Annotated in this window: 21 protein-coding genes; 1 reads left to right on the top strand and 20 read right to left on the bottom strand. The window is 38.2% G+C overall.

All coding sequences use genetic code 11. From position 1 onward, the window contains the following. Nucleotides 1-75: 75 nt before the first annotated feature. The 7 genes from D0T85_RS16220 to D0T85_RS16190 form a co-directional block, all read right to left on the bottom strand. On the bottom strand, nucleotides 76-858 hold the full coding sequence (locus tag D0T85_RS16220; RefSeq protein WP_163214574.1) for an SH3 domain-containing protein: 783 nt from the start codon (nucleotides 856-858) through the stop codon (nucleotides 76-78). 37 nt (nucleotides 859-895) lie between these two features. After that, nucleotides 896-1,729 (bottom strand): hypothetical protein, encoded by an 834-nt coding sequence (locus D0T85_RS16215; RefSeq protein ID WP_163214573.1) that lies wholly within the window; start codon nucleotides 1,727-1,729, stop codon nucleotides 896-898. An 80-nt stretch (nucleotides 1,730-1,809) separates the two neighbouring features. Next, on the bottom strand, nucleotides 1,810-2,520 hold the full coding sequence (locus D0T85_RS16210; RefSeq protein WP_163214572.1) for a toxin-antitoxin system YwqK family antitoxin: 711 nt from the start codon (nucleotides 2,518-2,520) through the stop codon (nucleotides 1,810-1,812). Nucleotides 2,521-2,571: 51 nt separating this feature from the next. Further along, on the bottom strand, nucleotides 2,572-3,384 hold the full coding sequence (locus D0T85_RS16205) for an SH3 domain-containing protein (protein WP_163214571.1): 813 nt from the start codon (nucleotides 3,382-3,384) through the stop codon (nucleotides 2,572-2,574). Between the two features lie 13 nt (nucleotides 3,385-3,397). Continuing rightward, nucleotides 3,398-4,054 (bottom strand): hypothetical protein, encoded by a 657-nt coding sequence (locus D0T85_RS16200; RefSeq protein WP_163214570.1) that lies wholly within the window; start codon nucleotides 4,052-4,054, stop codon nucleotides 3,398-3,400. Between the two features lie 325 nt (nucleotides 4,055-4,379). Further along, entirely contained in the window at nucleotides 4,380-5,258 is an 879-nt protein-coding gene (locus D0T85_RS16195) for a hypothetical protein (RefSeq protein ID WP_163214569.1), read from the bottom strand. 145 nt (nucleotides 5,259-5,403) lie between these two features. Next, a complete protein-coding gene (locus D0T85_RS16190; protein WP_163214568.1) occupies nucleotides 5,404-5,862 on the bottom strand; it encodes a hypothetical protein in 459 nt (152 codons plus the stop codon). A gap of 128 nt (nucleotides 5,863-5,990) precedes the next feature. Between D0T85_RS16190 and D0T85_RS16185 the strand changes: the two genes are divergently transcribed. Continuing rightward, nucleotides 5,991-6,497 (top strand): GNAT family N-acetyltransferase, encoded by a 507-nt coding sequence (locus D0T85_RS16185; RefSeq protein ID WP_163214567.1) that lies wholly within the window; start codon nucleotides 5,991-5,993, stop codon nucleotides 6,495-6,497. On the opposite strand, the gene D0T85_RS16180 is transcribed toward D0T85_RS16185, so the two are convergent. From D0T85_RS16180 to gnd, 13 genes are all read right to left on the bottom strand, one after another. Then, nucleotides 6,494-7,051, bottom strand: a complete 558-nt coding sequence (locus D0T85_RS16180) for a Fe-S-containing hydro-lyase (protein ID WP_163214566.1) — start codon at nucleotides 7,049-7,051, stop codon at nucleotides 6,494-6,496. The genes D0T85_RS16185 and D0T85_RS16180 overlap by 4 nt on opposite strands. Before the next feature lie 21 nt (nucleotides 7,052-7,072). After that, nucleotides 7,073-7,915, bottom strand: a complete 843-nt coding sequence (locus D0T85_RS16175; protein ID WP_163214565.1) for a fumarate hydratase — start codon at nucleotides 7,913-7,915, stop codon at nucleotides 7,073-7,075. After that, nucleotides 7,912-8,856 carry an alanine-tRNA synthetase second additional domain-containing protein gene (locus tag D0T85_RS16170; protein WP_163214564.1) on the bottom strand — a complete coding sequence of 315 codons (945 nt, stop codon included), beginning with the start codon at nucleotides 8,854-8,856 and terminating at the stop codon, nucleotides 7,912-7,914. Before D0T85_RS16170 ends, D0T85_RS16175 begins: the two co-directional genes overlap by 4 nt. Nucleotides 8,857-8,861: 5 nt before the next feature. Further along, nucleotides 8,862-9,179, bottom strand: a complete 318-nt coding sequence (locus D0T85_RS16165) for a DUF4387 domain-containing protein (protein WP_203558505.1) — start codon at nucleotides 9,177-9,179, stop codon at nucleotides 8,862-8,864. Nucleotides 9,180-9,188: 9 nt separating this feature from the next. Continuing rightward, nucleotides 9,189-10,559 carry an acyclic terpene utilization AtuA family protein gene (locus D0T85_RS16160; protein WP_163214563.1) on the bottom strand — a complete coding sequence of 457 codons (1,371 nt, stop codon included), beginning with the start codon at nucleotides 10,557-10,559 and terminating at the stop codon, nucleotides 9,189-9,191. 30 nt (nucleotides 10,560-10,589) lie between these two features. After that, a complete protein-coding gene (locus tag D0T85_RS16155; protein ID WP_163214562.1) occupies nucleotides 10,590-11,831 on the bottom strand; it encodes a methylaspartate ammonia-lyase in 1,242 nt (413 codons plus the stop codon). Between the two features lie 34 nt (nucleotides 11,832-11,865). After that, nucleotides 11,866-13,323 (bottom strand): methylaspartate mutase subunit E, encoded by a 1,458-nt coding sequence (locus D0T85_RS16150; RefSeq protein WP_163214561.1) that lies wholly within the window; start codon nucleotides 13,321-13,323, stop codon nucleotides 11,866-11,868. A 16-nt stretch (nucleotides 13,324-13,339) separates the two neighbouring features. Next, nucleotides 13,340-14,698, bottom strand: a complete 1,359-nt coding sequence (gene glmL / locus D0T85_RS16145; protein ID WP_163214560.1) for a methylaspartate mutase accessory protein GlmL — start codon at nucleotides 14,696-14,698, stop codon at nucleotides 13,340-13,342. Between the two features lie 6 nt (nucleotides 14,699-14,704). Continuing rightward, the gene (gene glmS, locus D0T85_RS16140) at nucleotides 14,705-15,118 is read right to left on the bottom strand and encodes a methylaspartate mutase subunit S (protein ID WP_163214559.1); all 414 of its coding nucleotides are present in this window, start codon (nucleotides 15,116-15,118) and stop codon (nucleotides 14,705-14,707) included. 621 nt (nucleotides 15,119-15,739) lie between these two features. Continuing rightward, nucleotides 15,740-16,285: a redoxin domain-containing protein gene (locus D0T85_RS16135; RefSeq protein WP_163214558.1), complete on the bottom strand. Its 546-nt coding sequence runs from the start codon at nucleotides 16,283-16,285 to the stop codon at nucleotides 15,740-15,742. A 70-nt stretch (nucleotides 16,286-16,355) separates the two neighbouring features. Further along, nucleotides 16,356-17,063 carry a 6-phosphogluconolactonase gene (gene pgl / locus D0T85_RS16130; protein WP_163214557.1) on the bottom strand — a complete coding sequence of 236 codons (708 nt, stop codon included), beginning with the start codon at nucleotides 17,061-17,063 and terminating at the stop codon, nucleotides 16,356-16,358. Beyond that, the gene (gene zwf, locus D0T85_RS16125) at nucleotides 17,060-18,565 is read right to left on the bottom strand and encodes a glucose-6-phosphate dehydrogenase (RefSeq protein WP_163214556.1); all 1,506 of its coding nucleotides are present in this window, start codon (nucleotides 18,563-18,565) and stop codon (nucleotides 17,060-17,062) included. Before zwf ends, pgl begins: the two co-directional genes overlap by 4 nt. Continuing rightward, nucleotides 18,558-20,015 carry a decarboxylating NADP(+)-dependent phosphogluconate dehydrogenase gene (gene gnd / locus D0T85_RS16120; protein ID WP_163214555.1) on the bottom strand — a complete coding sequence of 486 codons (1,458 nt, stop codon included), beginning with the start codon at nucleotides 20,013-20,015 and terminating at the stop codon, nucleotides 18,558-18,560. Before gnd ends, zwf begins: the two co-directional genes overlap by 8 nt. Nucleotides 20,016-20,063 lie beyond the last annotated feature (48 nt).

Here is a 20,063-nt window from a genome sequence, read left to right as displayed (position 1 = left end):
ATGATCCATATATGAATACTATAATATTAATATATCTTTTCAACATAATTATCTACATCTTACTTCTGTTTACTGTTATTGAATTGACTCAATTGGTTCAAGAAAATCTCCATTCACATATATTGCTTTCTCATTATATGCTTCCAGAAATGCTTCTTTAAACTTGATTTCATACCATATACTATTATATTGCTCATATGTATTGACTATCTCAACAAGCGTTCCAACATTTACTTGTATAACTATGTTACTATTCAAGTCAGCACTTTTTCGTATATTTACATTATTGGAATTAACATACGCATATTTCCCTTTGATAGGAGGGTTGAAACGAACTAACTTGGCATCATCAGGTATCTCTAGTTTATCTATATTTAATCTGGATAAAAGTTTATTTTGTGTTGTCAAATCTTTTATATCTAAATATAGAATATCAATAAATGTATTTGTGCAAAATTCAACATGTTCTATTTTACTATCATTCATTGATTGGATTTCGTAATTATAGTAAATTGAATCATTTACTTTGCTCTTATTACAATAACCCCAAAGAGATTGACCCTCACTTTCTTTTCTTGAAAATAACACCCTTTCTAATAATCCTTTATTTGAATAGGTAGATATAATAAAGAAAGTAGATTCTGGATAGCGATAATCTTCGATCATTTTCCTTATAAATTTGTTTTTATCAATATATAAGCAGGTATAGCCATCCTGATTATTTACGAAACTTTTTAATAATCCATTGTCTAAATAAACTTTGCGAAAAACAAGTTCATCTTCTGTATTAATGGATTGACAATGGACTGTTATACAAAAAAATAAAAACACTATTATATCTAAAAATTTCATCTTCATATGGATTACTGGGTTACTCATTACTTCTTTGATATTTTTATCTCAAGTCATATATTTTATTTTTTTTGTATGAATAGCTAAATAATATTTCATTATCAAAATCATAAAAATTGATCCATTCTGAATATATAGCACATTTGGGATAATTGAATTCACAGGCTCCTCTCTCAAGAATTGCTTCTACATTTTGTTTTCTTGTTAAACGTCCATTTTCTATTATATGAATACAAGAACTATCTATAATTAAATAACGATTATGATATTTGATTGGAGCTGCAAATGGTGGATTTAAAATCAAATTTAGGTCTTTCTCTTTACAAAACACTTTAAACTCTCCATGAATAGATTTAATAGCTATACTATCTAAATCATATACTTCATAATCTGGCTCCATTTGAATTAAATGCAAATTACCTAAATCCTTTTTTTTATCTAATTTACGATTTATATAAAAGGGCTTGAAATTTGGAGCATATATATATTCTACTATATCAAACAAATCTTCTCTAGTGAGGAAATAGCCATAATTGGAACAGTCTTCTGTATTGATACTTATGTGATAAGCATTTTTACTTTCATAAACTTCGAGTAAAGAGCGCTTTCGCTGATAATCAAATCCACAAATATCATACACAATCTTTTTTTTGATTCCATTTTGTGAGGATTTTGATTTAATATAAGCGTTCAATTCTGCCGAAATTTCAAACATTCGAGCTAAATCTCCATTCCCGAATTCAGATATCGGAAGTCCAAAACTTTGATTAGAAATAAAACTAAAATAAGAAAATTGGTAATGATATCCATAATATTCTTTGGAATTTATTTTCAAGCTAAAAGTTAGTATCAGGGCAATATATATAATATTTTTCATCTTTTATAAAATTGAATTAATATTTATTGATTTGTATTCTTGAAGGTGACCCTCATTGGGAAGATTTCCTCTAGCATGAATTATTTTCCGTATTCTTCAGTACTTATTAACACCCCGTTTTTATCATAGTACTTCCATGTTCCTTTAGGATCTATTTCATCGCTTTCAAAAATTGCATTATTATAAAAAGATTTTTCTGATTTTAATTTACCATTATCATAATATTCTATTATAATTATGTATGGTTTTTCTTCTATGGGGTAAATGTAATCTTCGGTTTTAATTATATTTCCTTCTGGAGAATAATATTTTTGCAATCCTACTGGACCATTTTGAGCATATCTCGAGCTGTATTTTTTTACAAATTTCAATTTTCCATTTTCATAGAAACATTCTCTAAGTCTATCTGTACCTTGGCTAAAAGAGGAATCCGGTATTGATTCTCGGTATTTCAATATTCCAGACTCCAAATAGAATTCTTCTGATATTAAGTTTGAATTAATCATATTATATTCTATTCTCTCAAGAAAACCGTCCTTTGAATAAAATTTAAAATGAATAGGAGTATTTACATCTAAATATTCAATATATTTAAGGATACCATCTGGAGAATATGTACACAAAGAGTCTTTACCATAAATTCTAACTAAATCTCCATAAGGATTAATACTATCAGGCACCACTGCTTGTTCAGTAGAAATACCTACTTGCTTATCTTGATTAGCTGAATATTTACACGAATTCATCAACAATAAAATAAATACTATAATATTAATATATCTTTTCAACATAATTATCTATTCCTTTTTTTATCTTTTCATACATCTTACTTCTGTTTACTGCTATTGAATTGACTCAATTGGTTCAAGAAATATAGCCAAAACATAGGCCACATGCTTATGTGTATCTATTTTGCACCATCGTTGATTTTCATAGTTTATTGTATCTAACACCTGTACTGCCCAACTGTCGGTTCCAAGTCCTCCTATTTCTGTAATTTTTGATTTTAGATTTGGTTCTGCTCTTAAATTTAATCTACGTACATTGATAAATGTTTTTTCATCAATGGATAATTTGAATAATACCCGTACAGAATCTTCCGAATTGATTTCTTTTATATTATAAATCTGATGCAAGTGCTTTTTTAAATCTGCAATGGATTTAATATTGTAAATTATATCTCCCGAAACAATATCTTCACCACCCCAAAATTCTTTTGCTTCAATTATTTCATTGTTATCATTATTTAGTTGAATATCAGTATAAATCAACTTGGAATTTCTTAATGCTCTAACTCCTAAAATAGCTGGTTCTAAAGAAGAACGATTCTGGGTTATTGTGTAAATAACATCACCAGAGTTCCCATAATAATGTATTGTGAATCCTGCAAATTCAGGGTGATTTCTCAAGTGTATTGACTTCTTTATATTGTTCTCTATGTCGAAATAAATATATGCCACATCTTCAATCACTCTATCATACTCTGTAATAGGTATATTCTTTTGTCCATTGTTGCTTAAAATGGATTTGAATACTATTTCCTTATTAATACAAGCTACCTCTTTTCTAATATCCTCCAAATTCAATTTATAATCTTGTGAGTATAAAGAAATTGAATAGTGTGTAGCGATTAATAGAATAAATAACATTTTCATAGAATTCATCACATTAATTATTCAAAGATGGAAAAGGTTTTATTTCTTTCTCCTCTCCATTAATATCCTGAAAAAACACCTCTCCATTTGTACCATCTATACTGTATAAAACAGGCTTTCCGTCCTGAGTAATAAAACGAACCATATAGTGTGGGTATGGATTTTCGCTACGGTCTACCCTATAACCTTCTCTATATTGAAGTATATTTACACCATGTGTTTCTTCTATCCAAGTAGCTAAATCATAAATAGAATACGGAAATGGCAAATCGGTATCAAGTTCTTTTTCTAAATTACCAAAAGCATTGAAATATCTAATTTTGCCAACATACATTGTATAAAATCGTCTGGAAATCATTCTAACTGTTAACTCCTTTTTATAATAATTAATATGGTCTTCAAATACACCATTTTTATAATAGATTGTTTTTCGATACCAGTTACCAAGATCCGTTAGCACAATTCTTTGTCCTTTTTCCTGATATTCATAAATATTTCCTTTTTTATTCTTTTCAAATTTATCAATATCAAATAAGTCAATATCTACTTCGACCTCATTATTTTTCTTCACAAATGAGAACAGACTATCTAGCAAACTATTTTGCCCCAATACAGTAGAATTAGATACTGTAATTAATAATATTATTGAAATTATACGTTTCTGAAGCATAATGTTATGTTTTAATGTTTTAACCCGATCTCAACAATGTTATTTTTAGCAAAAATTAAAGTTGATAATCAACAACTTACAGTACCACTGCTTTTTTAACCCTGAGAAAAAAGTTTCACCGATTATTTTAAGCTTGAAACAAAAGTACCAAGCAGGGTGGTACAAAAGTATCAAGCCTAAGACACTTTTGTATCACAAGCGTGATACTTTTGTATCACCGGCATGATACAAAAACGAATATTCATTTTACTTCTTTAATATTGAAGTATAGTACCCATAATAAAAAATATAAAACAAGATAGCACCCCTAAACTATATATTCAGCTTACCCACATGTTTCATCTGTAAGGCAAACATAAGACATACATGTTGGTTTTGGAAATCCTTCTGATTGCCTACGTTTAAAATCCTGCTTACGGTATGGGTCAAAAACACTACCACAAGGTAATGGATAATTTTTGTCCATGTATTGCAACAACATATACCACGTTTCTGCATTATACTCGTACCAAACCGTTACACCCAAATGGAGATATTTGGCATATTGAAAAATCATATGACCATAAAAAACACCAACTTGCACCTCGCTAAAAGGAATGGTGTTTCGAGGAAATATGCCAAATATGCCTGGTAAACTTACTGTTCCATTCATTCTGTCAAAAACAACTCTTTTAACCGGATGAACAATGATGTTGATAAAATAGATAAGAAAGAGTAATGTAGCAAAAGAAAAAATGCCAGTCCCATTAGAGAAAAAATCTCCATTTTGCCAAGTTAAAACAAGAGCAAAGAAAAAAGCAGAAAGGATAATTCCAAAAATCCAATAGATGATTTTCGTTGGTCGGTCTTCAAAAATAATAAATTTATCATCTGCCCTGATTTGTACGCCTGAAACATTTTTTTCGAAAAAAACATTTGGTTCTAACTTCTTAGGACGAGAGCAAATAATATGGGGCATTGCAGACTTGGAAAAAGCAAACGAAAATATGAAAATAGCTAATAATAGAATACCAATAAAGATTAAACAGATAAGTAATTCTCCAACAAAACCGGCCAATCCTTTGACTCCTGCAAGAGGAACTTCCTTATATTCCATTTCCCATTTCCCAATAGCTTCACAAGTTAAATAAAGTACCCCCATAGCAATAAGCAGATACCAAAAAACAAAAAGGAAAATGCATAATACATTGTTTATTTTCTTCATATCTTAGTTCTCCAATTTATTAGGATGTTGTTGTTTTCTGTTTTTCCGTTTCTTGAGTTTTATTTCGTTATTCATTTTGTAGTTTCTTTTTTGTTCTAAATATATAATGATTCTATTTATCATGTTCTTTATCAGTTTGTTATTGTTACATATAAAATAAAATATCACCACCCCATTTCATAATCAATACTACTATTACATAGATTACAATTAAAGTAGCTACTTGTTTTATATATTGTATTTTACTTTTTGATTTTTTTCTGAAGAAAAAGTGATTAATTATCAGAAACAGTGTTCCTGAAATTACCCCAGAGGGTAAGCCCAACCAAAACACAACTATGCCACGCCCCCAGCCATCGCCTTCCCATAGATAGATAAATAACATACTGATTAAAATCCAGAAGAATAAGAACAATAGACCTTTTAAAATATTAGAACCTAATAATCCATAAAGAGCAATCAATGTACCTGTAATCAAAGTTGAAAAAGTATATTTTAATTCTTCTATAGTAATTATATCTCTACTTTCAATTGGATAAACAATTAAACTGCCTATAAGGAATATAACAATTCCTACGATGAGAGATATTTTTTTTATTTCCATATTTTTTTGAACGATATTGCCTTTCAGGCAAATGTTATCTGAATACAAAAGTAATTATTTGTTAGACATTTCAACATATGAGATTCATATTAATAAAAAAAGTAGTAATATTGTAGATAAATACTATTATGGAATATAACATACGCCCTTGGAAACTAGCAGATGCAGAGAACATTGCTGAAGCACTGAATAATAAAAAAATACTCGATAACTTAAGAGATGGAATTCCATTTCCTTATACTGTACAAGATGCAAAAGAATTTATAACAGCAATGCTCAATGCAGATAAAGAGATGACTTATGCTTTTGCAATCACAGCTAACAACAAAGCAATAGGAAGTATTGGTGTGTTTCGTCAAACTAATATCCATGCCAGAACAGCAGAAATGGGATATTACATTGCAGAACCTTATTGGGGAAAAGGTATTGGCACGAGTGCTATAAAACAAACATGCGATTACATTTTCAAGCATACCAACATTATCAGAATCTTTGCAGAACCTTTTGCTCATAACATTGCTTCTTGCCGGATACTCGAAAAATGTGGATTTAAATTTGAAGGCACTCTCAGAAAGAATGCCTTCAAAAATGGGAATATTATTGATATGAAAATGTATTCTATTTTAAAGGATTAAGCCTCGGCGAAGTGTTCTCTACCTTCTTTATATGCATCTCTACCTTGACTATCAACTGCTACGATAACTGGTAACTCGTTAACCACTAATCGTCTTACTGCTTCTGTGCCCAGTTCATCATAGGCAATAACTTCTGCGCTTTCAACACATTTACCCATCAGAGCGGCTGCACCACCAATAGCTGCAAAGTAGATGCCGTTATGTTTAACAATGGAGTTTACTACTTCGGGGCTACGAAAACCTTTGCCTATCATTACTTTAAGACCCTCTTCCATCAGGCGTGGGGCATATAAATCCATTCTTCCACTTGTGGTAGGGCCTACAGAGCCAATGGGTTTTCCCGGTTTGGGAGGACATGGACCAGCATAATATATGGCAGCTCCGGTAAAGTCGAAAGGCATAGGCCGACCCTCGTCTAAATATTCGCACATGCGTTTGTGAGCAGCATCTCTTGCGGTGTAAACAACTCCGGAGATGTAAACCAAATCGCCTGCTTTTAAACTGCGGATTATTTCGTCGGTAAAAGGAGTGGTTATGATGTTTTTAGTTTCCATAATCTTTTTTGCTGTTTATCGTTATAAATTGCCTTCGGCATGGCGGGTAGCATGACAGCCTATGTTTACCGAAACAGGCAGGCCTGCAATATGGGTGGCATACGTAAGGATGTTTACACTCAAAGCGGTGGTGGTTCCTCCGAAGCCGGCCGGACCGATACCTAATTGGTTGATTGACTGGAGAAGTTCTTCCTCCAGAGCTGCTAATGTTGGATCAGGATTCTTCTCTCCTACGGAACGAAGCAATGCTTTTTTACTCAGGTAAGCGCTTTTTTCCATAGTACCGCCTATGCCTACACCCACAATGATTGGAGGACAAGGATTGGCGCCCGCATCGGATACGGTTTGAATTACAAAATCTTTAATTCCTTGTAACCCCTGACTAGGTTTCAGCATTTTTAGCCCACTCATATTTTCACTACCGAAGCCTTTAGGGGCAACAGTGATGTGGAATTTATCGCCCGGAACAATGTCGTAATGAATAACGGCAGGTGTATTGTCTTTGGTGTTTACACGGTTCAAAGGATCGGACACAACGGATTTACGCAAATATCCTTTCTCGTATCCACGACGCACACCTTCGTTAATGGCATCTTCGAGAGAGCCACCGGTTATGTGCACATCTTGCCCGATGGTAATAAACACAACAGTCATGCCGGTATCCTGACAGATGGGGGCTGTTTCGTTCTTTGCTATTTGGGCATTCTCGACAAGGGTGTTAAGAATGTTTTTACCCAAAGGAAATTTTTCGGTACAGTGGCAGGCTTTGATGCAGTTAAAGATGTCGTCGGTAAGCACACAGTTGGCTTCGATGCAGAGTTTCTCTACCAGGTTAGTGATTTTATCTGTGGCAATTTGTCTCATATCTTTTTACGTTGAAGGAAATGAACAGTATTTAAATTGTCAATAGCAATGTTTTCGTTGTTGCTCAATACACCAACAATACAATATGTGTTGGTTTTAGGATCGGGAATGAAGCGTTTGATAAAAGTAAACTCTTCGATCTCGGAAGTGTTGAGCACATGCAAACGGGGAAAGTTACAGGCTACTTTTTTATTGCCGATAAGAATATGGTCTTCATCGCAACAACACACATCAAGATGACGGTCTATTTCTTCCTTCACCCGCGTGTTGAGCAGTTCGAAGTCAAGGTCAACCTCTTCGGTAAATTTAAGCACGAAGCCGTTACGCATATCCGAGGCATACATAATTTTACGGTTGATACCAAACTCGGTAGTGAGGATCATAATAGTAATGTCCTCAATGGTATGTGCTATTTTACGGTAGTGGAGCGATTTTGATACAATATCGTAAATGCTTTGAGGCTGAGGTCCAAAGATGCTTGGACGGGTAACGATAATTTCTTCGCCTATGCCCACAAGTACATCGGCATTGATGCCTAAAGCAGTATATAGCAGGTTAAAGTGTTCTACTATAACGCGGCGTTTGTGTTCGAGCGCATTACGTACAAAGTCAACAATCTCGTACATCTGGGTAAAAGCGGTTTGAAACCGCATATCAATGTGATAGGTAGTGGATTGCTGAACGTTTTCGAAGAGGTCGCGCACCTGCATTATCTTACGTGGATTGAGCATATCGTCGTCGTTAGAGAGCTCAAGTCCGGGAAACATCCCCCGGATGAGGGATGATTTTCCGGAACCGGCATCTCCTACTATACCAATTAGCCTGTCGGTATAAGTAAGGTGGCGTTGGGCAATTTGCTCTCCCAAGAATAAAAGTCGCTCTCGCCCGTGAGGGGCGAAGTACTGTGAAAAGACAGAGTATTCTTGTATGAGGTTTCGCATAATAATTAAATTTGAATGGTATATCCCAACAAAGGAGAATGTTGCTGGGCACCATATACATCGGTTTCGCCAAGTGCACCCGAAGGAATGGGGCGCACAATGGTTATTTTAACAGCTTTGGCCGGATCGAAGTACACAAGTTTGATGATATCACTCTGGGGGATGTTGTACAATTGAGCAAAAGCCGGTTCGTTGATAGCATTGGCCGCTTTTACCTGATTATACATATCGAATTCTTTGAAAATGATATCGAACGTTAGTTCATAAGGGCCCGAATTTTTACTTCGTATTACAGAAGCTATATCTCTTAAATTGTATTCCATAATTGTAATCTATTTACCATTTGTGAATTGTATATACTCTACAGGGAAGTACTCGGAAGGATTGTCGACCTTCATGAGGTGGTATATATTAAATTCGTACACCTCTCCTACTTTGCAATCGGAAGGCGAGAAAGGGAACGCAAGGTTGCCGGCAGTAGAGATACGTCCTTCGTAGCCGAAGTGGAGCATGGTGCTACGGGCAAAACCGCAGATGGTATCGGCACGTTCCTGTGTGTCGGCCACAGCTTCAATAACAATACAAAGTTCGTGAGCGGTACGGTTATCGGCACCGGGGAAGAGCCCCATAACACCATTTTTACCATATATCTTAAAGTCGAGGAAGAAATCGGTGATACCATAAGCCTCGAAATTGTCTTTCACGCGGGCTTTTACACTATCAACTATCTGATCGATCTTTTCAATCATTACAGGGTCTTTGACTCCCGCTACTGAGATGGTTCGGTAACCTACTTTCCTAACTCCTTCGAGCTTTACAAAGTAATCGTCCGTAGGAACAAATTTACTTCCGGCTACTTTCACTGTATTGTCGGTAAGTTGGGTAAAGGTGGTTCCGTACAGGTCGATGGCGCCTCCAGGACCGGGTAACATATAGGGATTTGTTTTTTCGTAGAGGGTATGGGCAGCTACCGACAGCGTGGTGCACTTACGCAAAGGCGAAAGGGGTTCGAGCACAAAATCATCTTTATGGAGGTAGCCAAACATACAGTCGCTACCACTACCGGGAGTAGCAGCAATAGAAGCGCATTCGAGTATTTTACCAAGGTGTATGGCGAGCCCGCGGTCGAAACCTTCTTTAATGGCAAGGGCAGCAAATACCGAAGGGTCGTAAGAACGACCAGCCAGAATTACGTTAGCACCTTGGTTAAGGGCATCGATAAAGGGCTCTTCACCCATTTGAGCAACTATGCGAACAGTGTTATCTACATCTTCGGCTGTGATTTGTTTAGCTGGGAAGAGGGGTTCGATATCGCCATTGGCAAGTTTTTCTTTAATGAGTTCTTTGTCCAGTTCGGACTGGATAACAGCTAGTTTGAAGGTTAACTTCTTTTCGCTGGCTATTTGTTTAATTATATCGAGATTAAAAGCTACATGAGGGCGTCCGCCACAACCACCACCGGTACCAATGATAACAGGAATACCTGCTTCGATGGCGGCGGGAATCATGATTTCGAGATCGCGTTTCACTGAGTTGTAATCGGTAAAGGATTTGCCTGCACCGAGGTAATAGGGTCCGGGATCGGTAGATCCTGCATCTACAGCTATTACATGAGGATTACGTTTCATGCCTTCCTCGAAGGATGCCATAGGGAACCCATAGCCAAGGATGGCTGTTGGGGAAAGTATTCTTAATTCTTCCATCTTATCGGATTTTGAATGCTAATTTACAAATTATCTGTTCTTTAGTACAAGTATACGTTGCATTTCGTTGAAAACAAGCATATACCCTTCGTCTACACCCATACCGGGTTTAGCAAGGTATTGCACTGGCGATGTGGCCATAGCAATATGTGCACATACTTCGGCAGAGCGGTTGGTTTCGTTGCAAGTACCACCAAGGTAGGCTTCAATGCCGTGTTGCTTGCAGAAGAGAACAGCTTCGATGGAGTTATTGATACCTCCAAGGTCGGGTGTTTTAATCTGTATCATGTGCCCGGCGCGGCGCAGCGTGAAATCTTGAATATCTTCGAGGGTGTTGCACCACTCGTCGGCCACGATTTCGGCTTGCGATCCTTTTTGCTCAAGGAGTTCACGGATAATGCGCAGTGCTTCAATCTGAGCCTCTTTTTCGCCCATATCTACAGGACCTTCTACACGGAGGCGGAAGGGGGCAGCTATTTTTTCAAGCCCTGCAATATAAGTAGCTATGGTTTCAAAATCATTATTGAAAACAATTCCCAGCGTTCCATACACATCAATGTGGATAACAGGATGATAGCCTTCGTAGGGGCTGAACTGTATAATGCGTTTACGTAGCCACTCAATATAGGCTTCTATCTTTTCACCACGAAGACCGGTTTTCTCTTCGGCATGGTTAAAGAGGGCATGTGGCAACACTTGCGCACCTTTCATTATCATCTTGTCGGCGTTGATGTAACGGTCGTCGCCAGATTGGGTAAAGATCGGAATCATAGTCTCGGATACGGTAGTACCATATTCGTCGGCAATTACCTCGGCCATTTGTTTTGATTGGCTTTTGGCAACAGCATCGAGGCAGGCCTGAGTTATTCCGTAGCGAATAGCTGTGTGGTATATTTTACCTGTAGAAGGGCTTAGTGTTTTATCTACCAGGTTGGCAAGCTCTTTGAAAGTAGTTATTTCTTTGCCTATGTACAAAGGAGCTATTTCTTTCTCAATGAGGGGAATAAAGTCTTTAGCCAGGAAAAGCGGATCGCGTCCTGCAGCACCAGAGTATTGCACAGCAGCGCAATCGCCATGGGCTACAGCACCGTTTTCGAGAATAAAGAGAACAGAGATAGATTCGCCTGCCATGCGTATAGAAGTGAAACCTTCGGTCATAGGGGTACCTGTATAAAAGGCACCATCGTGTCCGGCACCGGCTTTAATAGCTTTTTGATCGTCGAAATAAAATCCGGTTTTTCCGGGAGCGCAAAGTACATTTGTTATTTTCATGATGCTTCAATTTTTAATTTTTAATTCTTAATTCCTAATTCCCATGCGGTCTTCCTACAAGGAACCCTTTACCGATGGCATACACATCGTCGACCACCATTTGGAAACTTACGGGACGTTTCTCGAATGCAGCCCGTTCTTCCAGTTTCTGGCGGTGGAAGTTTTTCAGTTCGGGAGTCAATGGTACGTTTCCGGCGTCGAGCAAACGCACTGCTCCGGTGTTGTCACGGGCAGGCATCAATTTACCGGCGTTAAATTTGCTCGGTGCAAAAGGTATGTCTATTACACCAGCCTCGAAAGCAGCAATGGTTCCCAACACATAATCGCCTTTACCTAGTTCCTCAACTTTGTTAAGGATGCATTGCATTTCCTCTTCAATGATGTGGCTTTCGGTTACTACAGCAGGAATGTCCACAAATGTTTGGTCTTTCAACATAGACGTAAGCTGCTTGGTGGCTTTCAATCCGGCGGCATTGGCTTCTTTGGTAGGAACGCCCATGGCTTCGTGCGGTGTTTTTACAATTACTTTAGTAGCGTTGGCAAGCACTGCAGCAGCTGCTCCCCATGATATTACAGCAAACGATTTGGATTCATCTTGTGGGAATCCTCCCATCCATTGGTGGAACACGGTAGTTACACGCACATCGTGAAAGCCAAATTTATCGAGGTATTTCCTTGTCATGGTTTTCAGGGAACGTATAGCAGCAATGTCTTGTATCAGGTTACCGCATTGCCCGTAACCTACAGTTACATCTTTTACACCTTGAGTAGCAGCCAACAGGGCTTCTATTACAGCTACAGAGTTAGAGATACAGGGAGGAACAAGTGTTCCGGTCAACGGGCCGAAAGGTTCGCGGTTGATAGATACCCCAGCCTCTTCATAAAGGCCCACCAAGCGGTCGGCATACTGCCAATGGGCAATGGTGCTCTCTAAGGAGTGGTTTTTAGAATAAGGAATGTTATACGAAATACCACCACCCTCGTAAGATGTAAAACCTCCGGCGATAGTTATTTCGGTAAGTAATCGGGCATCGGGGGTTCCGTGACGCACCTGTACCGGGCTTTGCAACGAAGAAGTCACAGCCCGGCAAATGTCTACTCCGTAATTCACTGCGGGAAAACCGTTTAACATAGAACGTCCGCTTTCCTTGCTCTTTTCAATGCCTACTTCGGCCTCTTTGTAGCGGTTCAGGCGGGTGTAGCTGTCAATGGTGCTGGGTAGTAAATCGGCTTCACCTTCGGTTTCGAGGTATTGCAACAGTTTAATGTGCTCGGTATAGAGAGCAACACCGGCACGGGGCTGTATCAGTGTGATTCCGGCGGCATCTGCCTTTGCCAGTTTCTCGCCAAAACGCTTGGTTTTATCGATGTTTAATTGATACTGTACAGCCTCTTCAAAATCTACATTTTTGCCCGTAGGCCATTGTTGAAGTACCTCTTCACGTTCTTTAAAAAACTCGTCCTGAGTTAGTTTCCTGTTTCTAAGTTTCATTTCTATGATTGTTTTTTTAGTTTCTATGTTGTACAATTTCTTTTTTCATGAGATGCAAAGCCAGTTCCGGCTCTATCCGACTCAAAAGTCCCATCGAGGCAAAGATGTATCGGCTGTCGAGCAGATATTCTGCCTGATGTGGTTTCAAAAGATGCGGTTTTAACGGATTGTGCAAAGCTCCTTTTAATATATCGGCAGGGTTGGAACTGTTAATAATGGCTCCCCCTATACCTATTATATATATAAGGTGTGTGAGGTCTTTCCCTGTGAGGGTAAAAACTTCGCCCAATGGAGTATAAGAACTTTCCATATAACCGCAATGTCTTTCAACTGCTATCTGCACGGCACTATGTGCAAATGCCTCGTCCATGTGTTGCTCTTCGGCACAGGTAGCAATGGTATCAGGATTAGCGATGCATTTTTCGGCCCATGCCAGTTGGTGGGCATCCTCTACCCTAGCCTCTTCGATGAGAGAATGTAGACTGTAACGCATTCCCAGATCACCTTCTACAGTTCGTTTGCTAAAGGGTTCGGGCAAGCCTTTCACCAGCATATTACTCATGTGCGGCAATCCGTCGGCCATGGAATACACATCGGTGGTGGCACCTCCCAGATCAATAGCCATAAAATCGCCAATGCCCAGAGTTTTATCCGTACCTTTGCTTAACAATTCACATGCGTCCATAACGGCCAAAGGAGTAGGTATGATGGGTACAGATGCCATCTGCTGAATTTCGGATAGCCCTTTCGCATCTATAATTTTCCGTATAAAAACATCACAGATACTTTTCCGGGCAGGTTCAATATTCAGTTTGTTAAAGGTAGGCATTACGTTATCGGTAATCATGTAATCTTTGCCCGAAGCTTCGAATATCTCTTTTATATCGTGAGATGCACTTTTATTTCCTGCAACAATTACAGTAAAGTCTCTCTCTACCTCGCACAAGCGTTGGGCATTGGCAATAATAACTTCTTTATTACCGCCATCGGTACCTCCGCAAAGCAGAATTATATCCGGATTGATGGCATAGATTTCTTCTTGTTCACGACGTGATATTTCGAAAGAGTAGGTTCGGATTACTTTGGCTCCGGCACTTGATGCTGCCAACCGGGCAGCCTGAGCAGTAAGTTCGGGAACCAGCCCGAGAGCTACCATTTTCAAACCTCCGCCGGCACTACTGCAACACAGTAATTTTTCGTAAGTAAATGCTCCTATTTTCTGTGTCAGCTGGGCTACAGCTGTATTGAAGCCATGAATAATATCCGTATTAATGGTGGTAAAGGCGTTTGCTGTACCTATAATAGCAGCTTCGGCCGTATCAATCAGCGTAAGTTTGGTATAAGTGCTACCAAAATCTACAGTGAGAATGTTCATGGCGTTTTACGATAGGCCTAATATCTCTTTTAAATCGGCAAGGGTGGTTTCTACAGCTGTTCCGGGAGGGTATGCACGGGTAAATCCCATTTCTTTGAAACGTTTTTCTACTTCAACGAAGTCTTGTTTTCCTACTACGAGGTTTCCACCAACTAACAGGGGGATATCTTTCAGCCCTGCTTCTTCACATTTCTGGCGAAGCCCCTGACAGTCTATCTCTCCATGTCCGTAAAGGGATGATACAAGAATAACATCTGCATTTGTTTCGAGGGCAGCAGCAATGTATTCTTCCTGCGATACCATTACGCCAAGGTTAACTACGTTGTATCCTTCGTTTTCTAAAGCATAGGCTATAATTTTATTGCCTACAGCGTGTACATCTGCTCCGATTACACCAGTTACAATTGTTTTTGTTTTCATGAGCCATTTAAGGGTATAATGATGGAGCAAATATAGGAGTTTATTTCAATATAAATCATTTTATTGAATAAAACTATTCTTTTTAACACTATCATTTTAATAGCAAGATAAAACAGAACAAACTTATTTCAGGATCACCCATGGCAGAAAATACAAGATAAGCACACAAAACACAATCAAATTGCAACACCCGAGTGTTACCGGATGTTAATACACAGTTGCATATATCACAAGATTTTTGTATCTTTAGATAAGATTATACGGGAATGTCGGTTATTTGAAATTACTGCCATTCCCGTATTTTGTTTTGTAAAACTACAGAGTTTTCTGTGGAATTCTACAGAGTTTTCTACAGAAAGCTACAGAGCTTTCCAAAGAAAGTTACAGAGTTTCCCAAAGAAAACTACGGAGAAACATGCCAGTAAAGCTGGAAAAGGATTTTGAGCGAAGATTTAAAGGAGAACGAAGGGTTAATAATGTATAAAGAATAGAGGAGGTAAAGGAGGTAAAAAAATGTGCCAATATGCTAATATGCCAATGTGCCAATTACCATGCGTATCTGCACAGCAATTGGCACATTGGCATATTGCCACATTGGCACATTTACCTTCTTTACCTCACTCACTCATTCAACAGCTCTTCGATCAGCACTTTCAGTTCATCGTAATTTGCTAAAGGTTTATCGGTATATACTCTTCTTACAATCCGATCTTTGCTTGACACATAAATACGGGGTACTATTGATTTGGCAAATAAGTTATATATATCCCATTTATCTTGAGCCGAATAAGGCATTGCATATTGATGCTCATTCCAGAATTTGCCAACAGTAGATTCGCCTTCGGCCCTGCTTATTCCAAACACAACAACATCATCATTGTCTTTGTAATCATCGTAAATGCGCTCGGTTATTGGAATTTGTTTTTGGCAATCAGGACATACTACTGTAAATAAAAGAATAACAGATACTTTTCCGTCTAAAGAATTATTTGTTATTATACTCTGATCGTTTAGTTTAACCGAAAAAGTTGGTAATGCATCTCCTTCCTGAATATTTGCACCTCCGCCTTGTTCATTTTTACCACACAAATCACTATCTCCACTCACACAGCCGGTAAAACTCATTAGGGTAAATAATACAATACCCCAGATTGTTACATTTTTCATCGCTCTCTATTTAGTTATTTTCTTTTGACAGCAAAATTAAATATATCTAAGGAGGAAAACAAGAATAAATTTATATTTCTGATGCTGCATATTCATCCATAAAGAACTCCGGACTATTTGCATGGTTAGCAATATAAGAGGCTGGGTAGCTATCGCCACCCGAAAAGATTTCTTTTATTATGGAAGATTTATTTTTTCCGGTTACCAGAAATATAACTTTTGAGGCATTGAGAATGGTTCTGCCTGTTAACGCCACACGCTTTTGACCAGTATGTGGGTTATAAGTGTCCTCATATATATCCGGAGATGACAATAGATGCTCTTGTCCGGGAAATATGGAAGAGGTATGGCCATCATCACCTACTCCAAGTAATACTATATCGAACAACGGAAGCCCATTTCTTAATGGAATGAGCTTCTTTGCCAATGTAGTGTATCGTACAGCTTCATATTCGGGCTTGTTTTCGCCCTTAATTCTAAAAATATTTTCATGGGGAATGGGGGCTATGTTTAATAACAAGCTACGCATCTGTCCATAATTACTTTCCGAGTTCTCCGGACGAACACAGCGTTCGTCTACCCACCAGAAATGAATTCTGTTCCACGGGGTTGATTCAACAAAATCATTGGCCCACAAATCGTACATCAAAGCCGGGGTTAATCCTCCGCTAAAGGCTATATTATATACTTTATCAGGCTCTTGCATTAATATTTCATTGATATATTGTATCAGTTTACATGCCGTTTCTGTCGCTGTTGAATATACATTTAATTTCATAGTTCGCAATATTGATCAGAGTTGGTTAGATTTTTACATGGATTTGTCCATTTCGTGTTATATGTATTCATTAATGTATCACTTTCTTTCGGTCCCCAGGTACCAGCCGGATATCCATATAAAGGAGGAGCCGTATTGCTTTGCCAGGATTTTAATATTGCATCAAAGAAATACCAGGATGCTTCTACCGCATCGCCTCTGGTAAAGAGTGTTGGATCACCCAAAATACAATCTTCAATTAACCGGGCATAAGCATCGCCTACAGGTAAACCATCCAGTTTATCATACATTAATTCCAAAGAGGCCTCACGAATTTCAAAACCCGATCCGGGTACTTTCATTCCTACTTTCAAAAGAATGCCTTCGTTAGGTTGTATGCGGATAATCAACATGTTATGATTATCAAGATCCGTTTTAAACATCTGATGAGGAGCTTTGCGGAAATGCACCACAATCTCGGTTACTTTGGTAGGCATTTGCTTACCTGTTCGTATATAGAACGGTACCCCACTCCACCGCCAGTTATTAATATTCAGCTTCATGGCAATATACGTTTCCGTACGCGAGTCATCCGGAATGTTTTTTTCTTCCCGATACCCTTTTCTATCTGCCGAAGCTATATATTGTCCCCGAATAACATTATGCTGCAAATCATCTTTACTTAACGGAGCAAGCGACTCGTACACTTTAAGTATCTCATTTCTAAAATCATTAGGGTTGAATGCAACAGGAGGCTCCATTGCTATAAGTGATAATAGCTGAACCAGATGATTCTGAACCATATCGCGTAAAGCACCGGATGAGTTGTAGTATCCGCCACGCTGTTCAATCCCCATATTCTCTACAGCTGTTATTTCAATGTGGTCAATGTAATTCCTGTTCCACAGAGGTTCGAATATTCCATTGGCAAACCGGAATGCAAGAATATTCTGCACTGTTTCTTTCCCAAAGAAATGATCGATTCTGAATATTTGGTTTTCAGTAAATACCGACCGGTAAATAGCATTCAGTTCGTGAGCCGATTTTAAATCATAACCAAATGGTTTCTCTACTATTATGCGGGTATTGCTACCATTTAAGTTGTTTGCTTTTAAATGTTGCGGTATAACACCATATAAAGAAGGAGGAGTGGCAAGGTAATAAAGGATATTTCCTTCTATGTCTTTGCTGGTAAGTTCTGCTAATTTTGCGCTCAACAAAGGATAGTCGTTCACTACCGAAGGATCCATCGACAGATAATGCAGATGAGAAATGAAATTATTTATCTCTTTATCGTTTATCTCTTCCGGTTTAACAAACTCTTTTAATTCGCTCAAAATATATGGCCGATAATCTTCATCGGTATATTTAGTACGGCCTATTCCCAAAACAGAGAATGTACCGGGCAACCTTTTTTCTCTGAACAATGAGTATAAGGCCGGCATTAATTTACGCTTGGTTAAATCGCCCGAAGCACCAAATATTACTATCGCTAATGGTTTATCTATGTTCCTGTCATGCATGTTTCTCGTTTTTATCTGTCCAATTTTCATGAAAGAATACACCACGCTCATCATCCACTCTTTCAAATGTATGGGCTCCAAAGTAATCGCGCTGCCCCTGAATTAAGTTTGCAGGCAGATTTTCTGATGTCAACGAATAAAAATAATTAAGTGCGGAAGAAAACGCCGGAACCGGCAATTCTTCTGTTATTGCATAACTAATTAATTGTTTCCAACCAGCAAAAGCATCCTGTATCTCTTTCTTGAAATAAGGCGCCATCAGTAAATGAACCGGTTTTCCAGCAGATTCGAAAGCAGCAGCAATATCGTTCAGGAAAACACTACGAATAATACATCCGGCCCGCCACATACGGGCAACAGATGCCAGATTCAGATTCCAGTTAAAAACTTCGGAAGCTTTGGCCAGTACAGTAAACCCTTGTGCGTAGGATACTATTTTAGAAGCATACAGTGCATCATAAATATGTTGCAGTACTTCTTCTTTATTATAGTTTAGCTCTGCACTTGTACGGGGATAAGCTTGAGCAGCTTCCTGCCTAAGCACTTTTTCGGTCGATAAACTTCGCTCAAATACAGCAGTAGCAATTAGTTCTAAAGGCATTCCCAGTTCCATGGCATTAATAACCGACCATTTCCCGGTACCTTTCTGACCTGCTACATCCAGAATATTGTCAATCAAATAACTACCATCTTTATCTCTGTGTTTTAATATGTTGGCAGTTATTTCAATAAGATAGCTTTTCAGCTTCCCTTTGTTCCATTGGGCAAATACATTGGCCATATCTTCATTATCCATTTTCAGGATATGTTTCATAGCCCAATAGGCTTCTCCTATTATTTGCATATCGCCATATTCAATGCCGTTATGTATCATTTTAACAAAGTGACCGGAACCACCAGGACCTATCCATTCACAGCAAGGAGTACCATCTTCGGCTTTGGCAGCTATGCTTTGCAAAATTGGTTTTACTTCGTTCCATGCAGTTGCCGATCCACTGGGCATTATAGATGCACCGTTCAGTGCACCTTCTTCACCTCCCGAAACTCCGGCACCTACAAAGAGAAAACCTTTCGACTCGGCCAATGCAACCCGTCGGTTTGTATCTTCGTAATTAGAGTTGCCTCCGTCAATCAAAATATCTCCGGGAGCCAGATGCGGAAACAATTGTTCCATCAGTTCATCAACCGGGCTTCCGGCACGAACCATCATCATTATTTTTCGTGGGGTTGAAATAGACGCTACAAATTCACCAATGTTGGTATAACCTTGTATATTTTTGTTTTTTGCACGCCCATTAATAAAGCGTTCAACTACTCCTTCTTCAATTCCGGGTACAGTACGATTGTATACAGAAACCCGCCAACCATTATTAGCCAGATTGAGAGATAAGTTTTCTCCCATCACAGCCAATCCTATTAATCCGATTGTAGATTTTACTTGTTCCATCATGATTTTTGTGATAAATGTCGCCAACGTTTAGCATCATAACAACAAACT

The organism is Bacteroides sp. 519 (assembly GCF_010500955.1).
GTDB lineage: Bacteria > Bacteroidota > Bacteroidia > Bacteroidales > Bacteroidaceae > Bacteroides.
The sequence above is the reverse complement of the archived record's forward strand: the minus strand, read 5'-3'. Positions and strand labels throughout refer to the sequence as shown.

Coding starts and splice junctions, on each gene's coding strand:
- D0T85_RS16220 (WP_163214574.1), bottom strand. CDS start 858: ATGAAGATGAAATTTTTAGATATAATAGTGTTTTTATTTTTTTGTATA.
- D0T85_RS16215 (WP_163214573.1), bottom strand. CDS start 1,729: ATGAAAAATATTATATATATTGCCCTGATACTAACTTTTAGCTTGAAA.
- D0T85_RS16210 (WP_163214572.1), bottom strand. CDS start 2,520: ATGTTGAAAAGATATATTAATATTATAGTATTTATTTTATTGTTGATG.
- D0T85_RS16205 (WP_163214571.1), bottom strand. CDS start 3,384: ATGAAAATGTTATTTATTCTATTAATCGCTACACACTATTCAATTTCT.
- D0T85_RS16200 (WP_163214570.1), bottom strand. CDS start 4,054: ATGCTTCAGAAACGTATAATTTCAATAATATTATTAATTACAGTATCT.
- D0T85_RS16195 (WP_163214569.1), bottom strand. CDS start 5,258: ATGAAGAAAATAAACAATGTATTATGCATTTTCCTTTTTGTTTTTTGG.
- D0T85_RS16190 (WP_163214568.1), bottom strand. CDS start 5,862: ATGGAAATAAAAAAAATATCTCTCATCGTAGGAATTGTTATATTCCTT.
- D0T85_RS16185 (WP_163214567.1), top strand. CDS start 5,991: ATGGAATATAACATACGCCCTTGGAAACTAGCAGATGCAGAGAACATT.
- D0T85_RS16180 (WP_163214566.1), bottom strand. CDS start 7,051: ATGGAAACTAAAAACATCATAACCACTCCTTTTACCGACGAAATAATC.
- D0T85_RS16175 (WP_163214565.1), bottom strand. CDS start 7,915: ATGAGACAAATTGCCACAGATAAAATCACTAACCTGGTAGAGAAACTC.
- D0T85_RS16170 (WP_163214564.1), bottom strand. CDS start 8,856: ATGCGAAACCTCATACAAGAATACTCTGTCTTTTCACAGTACTTCGCC.
- D0T85_RS16165 (WP_203558505.1), bottom strand. CDS start 9,179: ATGGAATACAATTTAAGAGATATAGCTTCTGTAATACGAAGTAAAAAT.
- D0T85_RS16160 (WP_163214563.1), bottom strand. CDS start 10,559: ATGGAAGAATTAAGAATACTTTCCCCAACAGCCATCCTTGGCTATGGG.
- D0T85_RS16155 (WP_163214562.1), bottom strand. CDS start 11,831: ATGAAAATAACAAATGTACTTTGCGCTCCCGGAAAAACCGGATTTTAT.
- D0T85_RS16150 (WP_163214561.1), bottom strand. CDS start 13,323: ATGAAACTTAGAAACAGGAAACTAACTCAGGACGAGTTTTTTAAAGAA.
- glmL (WP_163214560.1), bottom strand. CDS start 14,698: ATGAACATTCTCACTGTAGATTTTGGTAGCACTTATACCAAACTTACG.
- glmS (WP_163214559.1), bottom strand. CDS start 15,118: ATGAAAACAAAAACAATTGTAACTGGTGTAATCGGAGCAGATGTACAC.
- D0T85_RS16135 (WP_163214558.1), bottom strand. CDS start 16,285: ATGAAAAATGTAACAATCTGGGGTATTGTATTATTTACCCTAATGAGT.
- pgl (WP_163214557.1), bottom strand. CDS start 17,063: ATGAAATTAAATGTATATTCAACAGCGACAGAAACGGCATGTAAACTG.
- zwf (WP_163214556.1), bottom strand. CDS start 18,565: ATGCATGACAGGAACATAGATAAACCATTAGCGATAGTAATATTTGGT.
- gnd (WP_163214555.1), bottom strand. CDS start 20,015: ATGATGGAACAAGTAAAATCTACAATCGGATTAATAGGATTGGCTGTG.